We start from the raw sequence: 13,381 nt of genomic DNA on the forward strand, positions 1-13,381 counted from the left end.
ATTCCCCAGGAGGAACACATGAAAATTGGTATTGTTGTTGGAAGTATTCGTGAGGGGCGCGTTGGCGACAGCATCGGCGCGTGGGTTGCCGAGCACGCTGCACAGCATGAGGGCGTGACCGCCCAGATTGTAGACCTCGCAGATTTTGATCTTCCCTTTTTCACTGGCGTTACGCCACCAAGCATGCTGAACAAGGAATACGATAACGCTGCTGCACAGGCATTCAGCGCAGCCATTGACGACTGCGACGCTTTCATCTTTGTCACCCCCGAGTACAACGGTTCCGTGCCTGGCGCGTTCAAGAACGCCATTGACCACATCGCGCCCGAATGGAAGAACAAGCCTGTTGGGTTCGTGGGCTACTCGTACCACGGCGGCCTGGGTGCCATCAAGCACTGGCGAGACATCATGCAGATTCTCGGATCCCGCCCGATGGATGCACAGGTGTCCCTCACGCTGGGCAGCGACGTTGAAGACGGCGCAGTGAAAGAATCCGTCCAGACGCTGACAGACCTGGAAACCATGCTCACCCAGCTCACCGAAGCACAGGGCTAATCCACGTACAGAGCTAGCCGCAAGCAACCCCGGTGGAATGATGGGGGCAGTACCCACCGGGGTTTTTGTCTAGGTACTGCTGGTGGTAATCCTCCGCCAGGTAGTACTCGCCCGCCGGGGTGTCAGCAAGAGGCATCACCTCTGTGGTGATCGGGCCAAAGCCATGCTCGGCAAGTCGGGGCGCGTAATCATTGAGGCGTTGCTGGATGAACGCGGCGTCGTCACCTGCAGTATCCCCGACCGTATAAAAGGCAGAGCGATACTGCGTGCCTACGTCATTTCCTTGACGGTAACCCTGGGTGGGGTCGTGGGCTTCCAGGGCCGTGGTGACGATGCTGTCCAGGCTGATCACCTCGGGGTTGTACACCACGTTCACCACCTCGGTGTGTCCGGTACGTCCGGTGCACACTTCGCGGTAGGTGGGGTTGGGTGTGAACCCGCCGGCATAGCCCACGGACGTGGAGTCCACGCCGTCGAGCTGCCACAACATCTTTTCGGCACCCCAGAAGCATCCGATACCAATGAGCACGCTGCGCTGCCCATCACGCCATGGACCAGTGATAGGAGTGCCCAACACGGTGTGGTGTTCGGGATGTTCCAGGACTGGGTGCCGCCCGCCGACAAGGGCCTCCTCTTTGCTCACCATCGTTGGTTGTGGCGTGAACAGCCATCCCATAGTTGTCCCCTTTTTCGGTATGCGTGTGTTGCGAAAATGAATTATTCGCTTATCATGGTGCGAAGACTTTACACCCAAACGAAAGGCGAGGCAATGGCAGTCTACGAGCTTCCTGAGCTGGATTATTCCTACGATGCCCTCGAACCGCACATCGCTGCGGAAATCATGGAGCTGCATCACTCCAAGCACCACCAGAACTACGTCAATGGTGCCAACGCAGCCCTGGAGAAGCTGCAGGACGCACGCGAGAAGGGCAACATTGGCACCGCCGTCACCGCGCTGTCCAAGGACCTAGCATTCAACCTCGGCGGACACACCAACCACTCCATTTTCTGGAAGAACCTGTCCCCCAACGGCGGTGGCGAGCCGACCGGCGCGCTGGCTGAGGCCATCAACCGCGACTTCGGTTCTTTTGACAAGTTCAAGGAACACTTCAACGCCGCCGCTCTGGGCCTGCAAGGCTCCGGCTGGGCTGTGCTGGCCTACGACAAGATCGGTCAGCGCCTGGTCATCGAGCAGATGACGGACCAGCAGGGCAACCTGTCCATTGACCTCGCGCCGCTTCTGCTTCTGGACATGTGGGAGCACGCCTTCTACCTCCAGTACAAGAACGTGAAGGCCGACTACGTCAACGCCGTGTGGAACGTGTTCAACTGGGACGACGTTGCTGCCCGTTACGCATCTGCTACCAGCTAATTCACGGCTCGTACCACTCACCCCGCCGATCACCTGTGCACGGCGGGGTTTCTTATAGCTCGTTCATCTCGGGCGTCCCCGGCGCGCCCGCCGCCAGCCAGGCCCGAACCGCCGCCGTGCCCCGACAATCATCACCGTTGTAGCTGAGCAGTCGACGCCGCATCTCCTGCTTATCGACGTCCCTCCCCGCAGCCAATCCCGCCGCGACACGGTACGCCTCAATACTGGCCTCACCGTCAAGGTCGGCCTCATCCCAGTGGAATCCTGCCAGTGGGGCGATGATTTTAAGCCCCAGACCCCGCGGTCCGGCAAGTTGGTTATGCACCAACCGAAATACATCGAGCCATTGACCTGAGGAAATAAATTCTTTCACCTCGGTTTCCGAGGGTACCGTGACCGTGGTGCCGTCGGAATTCGTGTAGCTTTGCCCGCCAAAACGCCGCGCGGAACTCAGCATCCAGTGGTTTTCGCCGTGGGCGGAATAACAAAATGCGGCGAAGCTCCGTCCGTGACGAGCAGCATCAGCGCGACGACCCATGAGCCACGTCCAGAAACTGGCAAAGTTCCGGGCCTCAGCATCGCCGCCGAGGCCATCCCAGGTGACAAAAGGCCGATAGGTATGCCCATCCCAGGTGCCCCATAGGTATGTGCCTTGGTCTAGGTAGGCTTCCAGGTCAATGTCTATTTCCTCGTCGAAGCGTGGGGCGGTAACGGTGGGGTGGCGTCGTAAGGCAGGGATGTGGGCGCGCCATGCGGCAGCGAGGATGGAGGCATCGCCGAGGCGGGCGTCGATAAGCTCCTGCACTGTTGTGATGCCGCGTTCGCGGTAATGGTCGGCGCGGTCTCCAGGAATGAGCAGGCTAATATCGTCGTTGGCTTCAAGCTGGGTTGAGCAATCGAACCAGTAGCGGCAGGAGCGGCATTCCTTCACACGACGGGGGTGATCGGGGGTAGGTTGCGCGAGGGCGTTATCCAAAATGGGCATGATGTCGGCAATGCGCACAAGAAACGCGTGTTCCCGGTCCTGCCCGATTTCCGCCCCAAACCCACTGCCGACCCCCAGATTGTTTAAAGCGCGGGCAGCAAGCGCCAGCCGGTAGCTGTCCACCGCGTGGTGACGCAGCTTATAGTTAGCCTCACGCGGCTCGGCCAACCCAAGGTTCCGTGTGTCCACCACCAGCGCCGATGCCGACTTTGCCCCCTCAGTCAGGGGGCGCGCCACGCGGTGGTTACTCACCGCCACGGGAGTGTAGGTGCCGTCGGAGTGACGAACAAGGGCATCAATAGGGGCTCTCCAGCCGGGCCCCGTGAGTTCCGCGCCTGTAATGATCGACGCCTCGTTCACCAGTCCTTCCAGGGTGTCCACCTCGGCGTGCTCAGGTCGGGCATCAACCCGGGTGACGTCGCGAGGCAACAGGGCAAACACATCCTGACGAGCTTCCTCCGTCCTCTCTGCGCGCTGCTGCGAAGCCGGGGTGGGCGCGATTCCGGGCAGACGGCGTCGCTGCACTAGGCGATACCTACATCCCACAAGATCCGTAGGTTGTAGTTGCTCGTCTTTTCTGTGTAACTCCACTCTGTGCTCCACGGATTGTTCCCTGGACTCGGTTGTTCCTTTGACCGCAATAAAGCATAACGCCAGTGGTGTACATAGCTAATATGGGGACAGGTAACGGCTGTTCGACGAAGCGAGGTTGGATTATGGGTATTGTGACATCATTACTCAAGCACCGGGCGCGGCTGCGTTCGGAAGCGAAGGCTCACATCAAGGCACAAATTAAATCTGCGAAAGCGCAGGCTAAAGAGGTAGGGCGCCAACAAAGGCGGGCTGATAAGAACCGCGATCGGCTGCTTGCCCGGCAGGAAAAATCGCTGAATAAGCAGAACTCGCGTGGATTGAAGGCCAAACGTCGGCACGAACGCAGAATGGCTAAGGCATCATTGGCAAAGATGCGCGCTGGACGGTTCAACCGTCAGAATATTGTGCGTTATACGGCCGCTGGACGGATGCTTGCACCAATTGCTCTGCCGTTGTTGTACCGCGGGGTCACCTTTGCCCGCGCTCAACTAGTGGCGGCTAAAGCACGCCGTTTGGGGGTAACCCCGGACGCTTTGGCACAATTTTCGGGCCATGGCGCGGCATTACATTCACGCATTGCGGGGGTTTCGTCATCATTGGAGGGCACAGGCCTTGCCACGGGATTTGTGCAGGATGCGCAGGAACGCCTCACTCAGTTACGTAATGCCGTTGATAATGCGGAGTATATGACTCCAGAGCAGCGTCGCCGCGCTCATGCAAGCATTACGGCCGATATTGATGCCCTCACTGGCCAGATTCAGGAGCGTCTAGCGCGCGCCTGAGATGCACGCTGAACTGGATGTTTTCTAAAAATTTATAATTTTTGTTACGAACATCACTCACACCTCACTATTGTGACGGACCATGAGCCTGGAGTTACCCCCTATGCAACTCCAGGCTTTTGTTGTTCCCAATGCCATTGATGATTCTTTTTTCGCCCTGTACAACACCGGTTTTGACAGTCAGGCAAGGTAGTTTTCTTAACCTCACCAACCATGCAGGTTAGATACACCTTTTGGTTTCGGTGGGCTTTCTAGCCTCAAATCAAGGAGTTGAGCTGGATTTTTAATAAAAATTTTATAAATCAACAAAACCTCCGACGCCTGTCGAACTATATTCCTGGCATGTCGGAAGGTTTTCAATTGTTCATGATGAAACAATCGAGTATTGTATTTAATTGAACATTCGATGCAGCTCCCTTTTGCGTCACGATGCGATGGTGAAACAATCTGCGGGACAATCAACGAATCGCGTTAAGTGCTATTTTTGATCCCGCCGGATTCTCCGTTAAGGGCCATCCAACAAGAGGGAGTCGCGTCAGATGGCTCAGGGCAAATTTCATCCGCTCCAGCGTATTGAAGTGGAAAAATGTTGCCCAAAACTAAATCACCCCCAACCCCAATGTGGACCATAAGGAGAACCATGGCACGCCGCGAAATCACCCAGTACTTCGACGATTTGGATAACAGCCCGCTGACTGAAGCGGAGTTGAATGTCGTTCGATTCAGTGTTGACGGCACTGATTACACTCTTGACGTTTCTGCAGATAATGCTGCACGTTTCCGCGATGCACTGTCCCCCTTCCTTGAGGCAGCACGCATCGTTCCTGCCGCACCGCGCCCCCGTCGCCGTGGCGGCATGAGCGACGCTAACCGCACTCGTACGCGCCAGATTCGCCTCTGGGCCCAGGATCGCGGCATTGAGGTGGCTAGCCGCGGAAAGATCCCGCAAAACGTCATTGACGCTTACGACAACGCAAACTCCTAGCACGCACTAGGGGCGTTGCACAGCGTCTCTCAAGGCATGCGCAAGGGGCGTGGTGATCTCCTGGATGAACGACCACCACGCCCCTTGCTCATGCCTCCACACTGCCTTTAGGCCACTTCAGAACACCTAAAGCCTAAAGCAGCCTAGAGCACTCCCTGCTCTCGGGCCGCAGCCACCGCTGAGGTGCGAGAACGCACACCAAGCTTGTCGTAAATGTGCACCAAATGCGATTTCACTGTCGCTTCAGACAAAAAAAGGACTTTGCCAATATCGCGATTGGACGAGCCTGCGGCTACTAGTTTCAGCACTTCCAATTCGCGAGGCGTGAGCGAAGTGCGCGGGGTGCGCACTCGCGTCATCAAACGATTAGCCACCACCGGCGATAATGTGGAATCCCCCTCCGCCGCAGAGCGCACTGCGGCCAGCAAATCCGCAGGTGGAGCGTCTTTAAGCAGGTATCCCACTGCGCCCGCCTCAATGGCCCCAAGAATATCAGCGTCGGTGTCATAATTGGTTACCACCAGCACATTTGGTGGATTTTTCATGGTGCGTTTAATCGCTGCGGTGGCGTCAGCACCTGTTGATACAAGTGTGCCTTCCGCACCCGCGCCAAAACGTAGGTCCATAAGGATGACATCAATTCCCCCAGCCTGAGCGGCCGCTATTGCGGCTTCTGCTGTAGATACTTCACCAACCACTTCAATATCGTTTGCATCTTCCAGCACAGCGCGAAGCCCTAGGCGAACTATCTCATGGTCATCTGCAAGTAGCACACGGATCATCGTGTCTGTCATCCCTTCTCAAACCTAGGGTAACCTAAATTAATTCGTGATTATCTTACTCCACTGGTAATGCCACACTCACTGCCGTCCCATTACCAGGGCTTGATTCAACATTAACTTCTCCACCCTGTTCAGCGGCCCGCTGACGCATCGCATCAAGACCGATATGCCCCAAGCCCACTGGACGTTCCGCGATTAATTCAGGGTTGAAGCCCACACCGTCATCAACAATATCCAACCGCACTTCCTTCTCACCGTACGACAATGTGACGTGGCAGCGTTCGGCCTGTGCATGCTTGGCCACATTCCCTAATGCACCTTGGGCGATCCTTAATAGTGACGCCTCGGTGCGCATCGGAAGCTGCCGTTCATCGCCATCCACGACAATCACTATTTCCGTACCGTGAATACCACTGGCGGCGCGCTGCAAAGCACCTTCTAAAGATGTTTTTGACAGCGCCGCTGGCTGAAGAGCAGCAATCATTGCCCGCGCTTCACCAAGGTTATCGGCTGCGGTGCTTTTCGCTAGACGAATTTTTTTCAGCGGCACCTCGGCTTCTTCTTCACTAATCCCGGTTTTCAGTAAATCCTGCTCAGCGACATAAAGTAGCATTTGAATACTGGACAGTCCCTGCGCCAGGGTGTCATGAATCTCGTGCGCAATACGCTGGCGTTCTGCCGCAATGCCTGCGGCCCGTTCCGTCGCGGCTAACTGTGAGCGGGTTTCCAGCAATTCCTCAATTAATTCCTGGCGCTCCTGACTCACAGTCCACAGGGCACGAAACGCATAGTCAATACCTACGGACACGACCGCAGCAACCACTGGCCCTAAAATAGCGCCTGCGGTAATACCCACAGGTAATCGGCTGAAAATCGAGATCGCCGTTGCCCCCACCACCGCAATGACGCCCCGAAAATCGGGCATTACCTGCAAATAAAGAAAGTACAGTGGGAATACCAAATACACGGCAATACTGTGAATCGGCAGCAACACCACCCATAACAGTGTCAACGCCAGAAGCCACAACTGCGACATTCCCAGTGACATTGCGTCTCGACGCCGCGCACCCAGCGCATACACACCCCCAAAGGTTGCCGCCACCAGCGCAACCAACCCCATCTGCATGAGGGAATTCCTCAACGCGGATGCCACGATAACAACCAACAGCAATCCCGTGAGAATGTGAATTCCCTGGCGCATCCCGTTCTCACCGGGACCCACTGTTTTTTTCGTCATAGGCAAAACCCTAGGCTGTTATCTATGCGCCTTACAATCTCTCTTCTTGTTGCGGCGGTGCTTCTAGCAGGGTGCACCTCCGCCACCCCCAACGTTCCCCCCGGTACGGTATCTGCGACCATGGCAGAGGCATCAACGGCCACCGCAACACCCACGCTTCCCGCCGATACACTGCCCGATACCCAACCCGCAGAAGCGTGTCCCTACCTCGACGCGGCGTGGGTCGCGCAAACAAACGGGCAACGGGTGACCCGCGTGGGCGTCGATACGCGGTTTGATCCCCCTGCGTGTGTTTTCTGGTCGTACTCGGAGGACCCACAACTCACCGTTCTTGTACGGCACATGCCTTCCCCCGACGAGGCCGTTGCTGTTGTGGACTGGGCGGCCCCGATCGCCACTACGGACCCCGCAGAGGAACCCACAGGGTGGTCTGGCGGGCGGTTCGGTGGCGACGGCCGCGCTGTCTACGCCGTCCAGAAAGACTCAACCGCCGTGGTGGTGTTCAGCAATCAAGAGCAATCCCTCAAAGCTGAACTTGTGGCCACGGAAGTGATCGGCGCGCTAGGGCTATAACCCAAGAAGAACCCTAAACGGACACATCATTGTAAGGCATATACTGCGAGATTATCGGGAAGATAACCTCCATGAGCAGCATAAACACCGCAGCCAACAACACCACGCTGATGAGTATTTTCACCGGTGTGGGTCCGGGCAAATGACGCCAAATAAACCCATACATTTATTTTTCCTCCAATTCAGCAGGGCGGAAGCCGTCCGCTTTGGGGTCTGTACGCACGTGCATGGCGTGAACGATCATGCGCTCGGCGTTAGAAAACTGCGGGTGGCAGGTGGTCATGGTCATCAAGCTCTCCATTGTCGGAGCCGCCGCACCGGCCATACCTGGCACAGGATTAATCACCCCGACGTCACCCGGCAGAGTAATCACCCGGCCGTCCACCCCGGCGTACTCCCCTGTGGAGACACGTTCCACCTGCTCCGGCGATAAGCACTTCGCGGCCTCTGCGTGGCGCGTAGCCTGTGACGCATCAATGGGCAACACACGGTAAATCTCCCATGTCGCTTGCGTTTCCACGACCACCGCGTCGCAGGTCTTCAAGTTACCCAAATCATTGAACGGCGCGCCCTTACCCACACGGTGCCCCGCCACAGCAAAATTACCCGGCTGGCCCGGCATTTGGGACTCGGCGTAGTGCCCAGGACCCGCAAGCAGATCCTTATCACCTGTGCCTTCAACAATGGCAAACTGAAAATCCGACCCGAACGCCGGAATGTACATCCTTGCGAAGGCTTCGCCAAGCGCCGGGGTGTGCTTCTGACGCGGATTCACCCGCTCACTGTCCCATCCCTTTTGCAGTTGGTCCGATACCCTGCTTTGTTCGCGGCCAGCTTCCAAATTTGTCCAGTACGCCTCATAGAAGGCAAACAGCAATGCCAGCACACCTATTGTGACCAGCAACTCACCCAAAATCTGGGTGATCCCAACTCTCCGACGAGAGTCAGTATCAGCTCTACTCATGGCTGAAAATACTATCAGCTGCTCCCCAAAACTTAAGCAAAGCTGTGACTCTGGGTGCCTACCCACAGAATATTTGGTTACCATTTAATAAAGACGACGGCTCTCGAAGGCCCTGACACCGATAGAACAAGGAGGCAACATTCGTGCTGCGCTTCCTGATCTACCCGGTGGAATTCTTGATCTACCCGGTATCGGGCATCATGAAAATGTGGCATATCCTGCTACATTCCGTCCTGGGGCTCAGTGACTCTACGGCATGGATGCTGTCCATATTTGGCCTCATCATAGTAGTCCGCCTCACCATTCTGCCCCCAGCGTGGATGCAGTACCGGGCCGGTCGTATCTATGTGAATCTGCGCCCAAAACTCAGCCAACTTGAAGAAGAGTTCCAGGACCGAACCGACGCCGAAGCCGACGACGAACTCCAAAAAGCCCGGCGTAAGCTTTTCAAAGACCACGATTACCGCGTCTCCGCTGGCTGTGTCCCCACACTCATTCAACTTCCCATGTTCATGGGACTCTACCAAGTGCTCCTTCGCATGGCACGCCCCACAGAGGGGCTGCACGCCACCACCCACGCTCCCATCGGTTTTCTCACGTCTAACGACGTCGCAACATTCCTCGAAGGCCGTGTTGGCGGTGTCCCCATGCCCGCCTATGTGGCCATGACGGACGAGCAGTTCACCTTCCTCAACACCAACCACGACGCCGTATTCCGATTTGCCCTGCCTTTCTTCATCTCTGCAGCCATCTTTATGTCCGTGAACATGGTGTACTCCATGTACAGGAACTTGCTCACCATGGACTACAAGTCCTCCTTTGCGGTGGGCCTGTACAAAGCAACCATTGTGATGGCGTTCACCGTCCCGGTCTTCCCCATCAGTTTCGGCCTGACCGGCCCCGCACCAGTGGCCATCAGCCTCTACTGGTTCGCAAACTCGTTGTGGACCATGACGCAGTACATCACCATCTCAAAACTCCTGGACAAACATTTTCCGCTCACCCCCGAGTACGAGGACTTCCGAGAGCTCAGCAAGCAGGAACGACGTGACCGCGTCCGCAAGAAGCGCGCCTACAAGTGGGGGCTGCGACGTCGACGCCTTCTCATGGTGTTGCTTCCCCACCGCATCCCGCAGCTACGGGCCGCAAACCGCAAGGCCATTGAAGACTGGGAGTACGAGCGCTACGCCGCCCGCACCAAAAAACAAGAAATCAAGGACAAGCGGCGTGAGGCTGTCAAAATCAAGCGCGAACGGGAACGCATGGAGCGCGAAGCTAACAAGCCGCCACCACCAGGCCGTCACCGCATGAGGAGAGAAACCCGGGCGCAGTGGGAGGCTGTGCCCCGCAGCCCCAATGGCCCCCGGCACCTCAAACGAAGCTAGATCGAGTAATCTGCGGGTGGCGCGGAGAGGAGCTGTTTAGCCAGGTCGCGTGCCGTTTCCAAGGGTAGGAGACTGCGACTCAGCTTCGCCCCGGCCATGCCGCCATCAATGAACACGAGCAGTTGATTTGCCTGCGTGGTTCCTGGATACCCGTTTTTTTCGGTAAGCAGGTCCGTCATGGTTTGGTGGCACCAGCGTCGGTGTTCCATCACGGCTGCAACAATGCCGCGTTCCCCCTCGGTTTCAGGTCGTGGGTATTCATTAGCCGCATTTTGGAAGTGCGACCCCCGGAAGTCTTTGGCGGGTTCTTCATCAAGACACATGTCAAAGAACGCCAGGATTTTGTCTTCTGGGTGCTCCATGTCTGCGGTGCGCTCCCGCCAGGTGTCGCGCCATTTCTGGTCGAGGTCCTGAAGGTAGGCGATCACCAGGGCGTCTTTGGATCCGAAGAGCGAGTAAAGGCTGGCTTTGGCGACATCGGCTTCCCGCAGGATACGGTCAATGCCGATGACGCGAATTCCTTCGGTGGTGAACAGTTGCGTGGCGCTGGCTAAAAGCCGCTCCCGGGGGCTGGGGCGGTTACGTCGACGGCTGGACGTTTTAGCGTGTGTCGCTTTTGTCTGCGCTGCGATTATTCCCACTTCCTCTCTCGTTGCTTAGACCCCTTTAGAATACCTCCCCAGCACTGTAGATATACCACACACCCCAAAAAAATAGACAAATCTGTTCAGCACAACGAAAGGCGGCCCGATTGAGGGCCGCCTATGGAGTCAGTGCGCTTTAGCGTCACTATCTGGCCGAACCACCATCATGGGGCACGGCGCGGATTGCAGAAGTGCGCGGGAGGTGGAACCCAGCAGCATGCCTTTGAACCCGCCGCGCCCGTGAGAGCCGACCACGAGCAGTTGCGCGCCTTTCGCGGCGTCGACAAGCGCCCGCACTGGCCGGTCTCGAGTGACCACCCGGGTGACCTGCACATCTGGGTACCTCTCCGCGTAGCCTGCCAGGCGGTGTCCAAGGAGCATATTCTGCTCTTCCTCGACGATTTTCCATTGCTGCTGAGCAGCAGAAAGTCCGGCGAGAGATGCTTGAATCTGCATATCCATCCACGTGTGCACCGCGATGAGCTCGCATTCGCGTGCGGATGCTTCAGCAAAGGCGTATTCGATTGCTTTTTGGCTGACCCCGGAGCCGTCCACACCCACCACAACAGGACCGTATTTGGTGTCTTCAGTGACGGGGTTGTCACCGCGCACCACCACAACAGGGCAGTGCGCGTGGCTGACCACCGCCGCAGAGACTGAACCCATGACCATACCGGAAAGGCCGCCAAGTCCACGCGAACCCATAACGATCATGGTGACGTACTTGGACATTTCCAGCAGCATGTCAATGGGGCTGCCCTCTGCGATAGTGTGTCCGATTTTGATATCCGGTGCGACCTCATGAGCAATCTCACGGGCCTCGTTGATCTTCTCCATGGTTTCTTCTTGCAGCTCATCGAACAGTTCCTGGGGTGGAACCATTCCCTCTGCGTAAAGAAACTGCGGCATGGAGTAGCTTGCTGCCAACCGCAGCGGAATGTCACGCTTCATTGCGGTGTTGGCCGCCCAGCGGACTGCGACTTTTGAGGCGTCTGAGCCATCAATGGCTACAACAACAATGTTTTCCTTATTCATCTGCGTGCAACCTTTCGGTCAAGGGGAACCGCATCCTACCACCAGCTTACCTATATATGCCCAGTTACATCAGCTGGTTATAACCCCGAAGGGGGTCATTATCGACGCCCGCCCCTTCCACCCCACATCCCCCAACTGCACATTCAGTGCTGTGCCGCCCTAAAGAGCGGCATTTCCCATAATTGTCTGATTATGGAGTCGGCTCAACCCGCGCCGCAGCCGCATTTGGCGGGTACAACACCGTGTAAATTGCACGGAGAATGTTGCCGATTTGTTGGCCCAGCGTGGTGCCGAAAAATTCAATCACCGGGGCTATGAGAGTATTGATATCCATGGGGCAAAGAATAGTACATAAACGCAGCAAAAAAGCACCTTTGCCAGTGCGAGATGGGTTAAACCCATCGCGTGCACGCCTGCCGTTAGATGCCCCACCCACCCCGGCGCGAGATTTCATTGCATTTTTGGTGCAGACGCAGACGCACCGTCATGGCGATGACAACGACGCTGCCATTGATGCTCGTTTTGCCGCCCGCGAGGTTGTTGACCTGCAAGGACGCCCCTTTTCCCCAGAACAATTGGTCACTCCAGGTGCGGACGTGTGGTTTTATCGCATTCCTGCCCCTGAACCGATGGTTCCCTACGATTGTCCCACGTTATACGAGGATGAGCGCCTGCTCGTCGTGGATAAACCCCCGTTTTTGTCGACTTTGCCTAGGGGGCGTCATATTACTGAAACGGCGTTGGTGCGCTTGCGTCGGCAGACGGGAAATCACGAGTTATCGCCAGCGCATCGCCTTGATCGCTTGACTTCAGGTGTGCTGATTTTCACAAAAACACCGGGGGTACGACGGGCGTATCAGGAGCTGTTCGCCACGCGCCAGACGCAGAAAGTCTATGAGGCTATCGCTCCTCTAAAGCGATGGGATACTCCGGTGGTGTGGGAGCACCGGATGGAGCATAAGCGCGGGAGTTTACAAACATTTATCACTGACGGTGAGCCCAATGCCCGCACGGAACTGGTTTCTGTGTCCCCACTCACCCAGGTGGAGCAGGCGCAGTGTGAAAAGATATACGGTCCCACGGAGGGGGAGCTGCCTCCACTAGGTAGGTATACCCTGCGCCCCACTACGGGGCGTACACATCAGTTGCGGGTGCATATGTGGTTGGCCGGAGCACCCATCCTAGGCGATCCCATTTATCCTGTTGTTTTGCCTGAGAATGTGGAGGATTATGGTAGACCGTTACAGTTGCTGGCGAGGTCCTTGTCCTTTGTTGATCCTTTCACTGAATCCTTCCATTGCTTTCAGTCACGGCGAACACAACCGATTTCAGCAATAATAGAAGTAACAAGCTGCCAGTCCGCTAGCTGACATTTCAGTTGTGACGTGCAAGTGCCAGAGCCTATTGGCATCATGGCTCTGCATCACGGTGTTGCCTAACGGGTACGTGCGCAGCCGTTTTTGTTTCCGACAAGTTGAGGATTTCTTT

The 13,381-nt window shown here is 56.6% G+C and carries 16 protein-coding genes; 7 read left to right on the plus strand and 9 right to left on the minus strand.

Features of this window, described 5'->3' with window-relative positions:
* Positions 1–18 precede the first annotated feature (18 nt).
* Positions 19–555, plus strand: coding sequence for an NADPH-dependent FMN reductase (locus tag CDUR_RS12385; protein WP_179418441.1), 537 nt, complete (start codon positions 19–21; stop codon positions 553–555).
* A 13-nt stretch (positions 556–568) separates the two neighbouring features.
* Here CDUR_RS12385 and msrA read toward each other — a convergent pair whose 3' ends face one another.
* On the minus strand, positions 569–1,231 hold the full coding sequence (msrA, locus tag CDUR_RS12390; RefSeq protein ID WP_179418442.1) for a peptide-methionine (S)-S-oxide reductase MsrA: 663 nt from the start codon (positions 1,229–1,231) through the stop codon (positions 569–571).
* Between the two features lie 93 nt (positions 1,232–1,324).
* Between msrA and CDUR_RS12395 the strand changes: the two genes are divergently transcribed.
* Positions 1,325–1,927, plus strand: a complete 603-nt coding sequence (locus tag CDUR_RS12395) for a superoxide dismutase (RefSeq protein ID WP_179418443.1) — start codon at positions 1,325–1,327, stop codon at positions 1,925–1,927.
* 52 nt (positions 1,928–1,979) lie between these two features.
* Here the strand turns inward: CDUR_RS12395 and CDUR_RS12400 are convergent, their stop codons facing one another.
* Positions 1,980–3,503, minus strand: a complete 1,524-nt coding sequence (locus CDUR_RS12400; protein WP_290207878.1) for a TM0106 family RecB-like putative nuclease — start codon at positions 3,501–3,503, stop codon at positions 1,980–1,982.
* A 125-nt stretch (positions 3,504–3,628) separates the two neighbouring features.
* Here CDUR_RS12400 and CDUR_RS12405 point away from each other — a divergent pair, with 125 nt between their 5' ends.
* Both CDUR_RS12405 and CDUR_RS12410 read left to right on the plus strand, forming a co-directional pair.
* A complete protein-coding gene (locus CDUR_RS12405) occupies positions 3,629–4,288 on the plus strand; it encodes a DUF6474 family protein (protein WP_179418445.1) in 660 nt (219 codons plus the stop codon).
* Positions 4,289–4,928: 640 nt separating this feature from the next.
* Positions 4,929–5,273, plus strand: coding sequence for a histone-like nucleoid-structuring protein Lsr2 (locus CDUR_RS12410; protein ID WP_040358883.1), 345 nt, complete (start codon positions 4,929–4,931; stop codon positions 5,271–5,273).
* A gap of 143 nt (positions 5,274–5,416) precedes the next feature.
* Here the strand turns inward: CDUR_RS12410 and CDUR_RS12415 are convergent, their stop codons facing one another.
* Complete coding sequence (locus tag CDUR_RS12415; RefSeq protein WP_040358973.1) at positions 5,417–6,055, minus strand: LuxR C-terminal-related transcriptional regulator; 639 nt, start codon at positions 6,053–6,055, stop codon at positions 5,417–5,419.
* Positions 6,056–6,110: 55 nt separating this feature from the next.
* Positions 6,111–7,292, minus strand: coding sequence for a sensor histidine kinase (locus tag CDUR_RS12420; protein WP_006062188.1), 1,182 nt, complete (start codon positions 7,290–7,292; stop codon positions 6,111–6,113).
* Positions 7,293–7,316: 24 nt separating this feature from the next.
* Here CDUR_RS12420 and CDUR_RS12425 point away from each other — a divergent pair, with 24 nt between their 5' ends.
* Positions 7,317–7,865: a DUF2020 domain-containing protein gene (locus CDUR_RS12425; RefSeq protein ID WP_179418446.1), complete on the plus strand. Its 549-nt coding sequence runs from the start codon at positions 7,317–7,319 to the stop codon at positions 7,863–7,865.
* A gap of 13 nt (positions 7,866–7,878) precedes the next feature.
* On the opposite strand, the gene CDUR_RS12430 is transcribed toward CDUR_RS12425, so the two are convergent.
* A complete protein-coding gene (locus tag CDUR_RS12430; RefSeq protein WP_006062186.1) occupies positions 7,879–8,031 on the minus strand; it encodes a hypothetical protein in 153 nt (50 codons plus the stop codon).
* Positions 8,032–8,829, minus strand: coding sequence for a class E sortase (locus tag CDUR_RS12435; RefSeq protein WP_006062185.1), 798 nt, complete (start codon positions 8,827–8,829; stop codon positions 8,032–8,034).
* Positions 8,830–8,972: 143 nt separating this feature from the next.
* Here CDUR_RS12435 and yidC point away from each other — a divergent pair, with 143 nt between their 5' ends.
* Positions 8,973–10,214 (plus strand): membrane protein insertase YidC, encoded by a 1,242-nt coding sequence (yidC, locus tag CDUR_RS12440; protein ID WP_006062184.1) that lies wholly within the window; start codon positions 8,973–8,975, stop codon positions 10,212–10,214.
* Here yidC and CDUR_RS12445 read toward each other — a convergent pair.
* From CDUR_RS12445 to CDUR_RS12455, 3 genes are all read right to left on the minus strand, one after another.
* Positions 10,211–10,846 carry a TetR/AcrR family transcriptional regulator gene (locus CDUR_RS12445; RefSeq protein WP_040358968.1) on the minus strand — a complete coding sequence of 212 codons (636 nt, stop codon included), beginning with the start codon at positions 10,844–10,846 and terminating at the stop codon, positions 10,211–10,213. The two genes, yidC and CDUR_RS12445, sit on opposite strands and share 4 nt — an antisense overlap.
* 138 nt (positions 10,847–10,984) lie before the next feature.
* Positions 10,985–11,893, minus strand: coding sequence for a universal stress protein (locus CDUR_RS12450; protein ID WP_006062182.1), 909 nt, complete (start codon positions 11,891–11,893; stop codon positions 10,985–10,987).
* Positions 11,894–12,083: 190 nt separating this feature from the next.
* Positions 12,084–12,227, minus strand: a complete 144-nt coding sequence (locus CDUR_RS12455) for a hypothetical protein (RefSeq protein ID WP_006062181.1) — start codon at positions 12,225–12,227, stop codon at positions 12,084–12,086.
* Between CDUR_RS12455 and CDUR_RS12460 the strand changes: the two genes are divergently transcribed.
* A complete protein-coding gene (locus tag CDUR_RS12460; protein WP_233452954.1) occupies positions 12,226–13,263 on the plus strand; it encodes a pseudouridine synthase in 1,038 nt (345 codons plus the stop codon). The two genes, CDUR_RS12455 and CDUR_RS12460, sit on opposite strands and share 2 nt — an antisense overlap.
* The last annotated feature ends 118 nt before the right edge of the window (positions 13,264–13,381 follow it).

Origin of the sequence: Corynebacterium durum (assembly GCF_030408675.1) — a bacterium.
Taxonomy (GTDB): domain Bacteria; phylum Actinomycetota; class Actinomycetes; order Mycobacteriales; family Mycobacteriaceae; genus Corynebacterium; species Corynebacterium durum.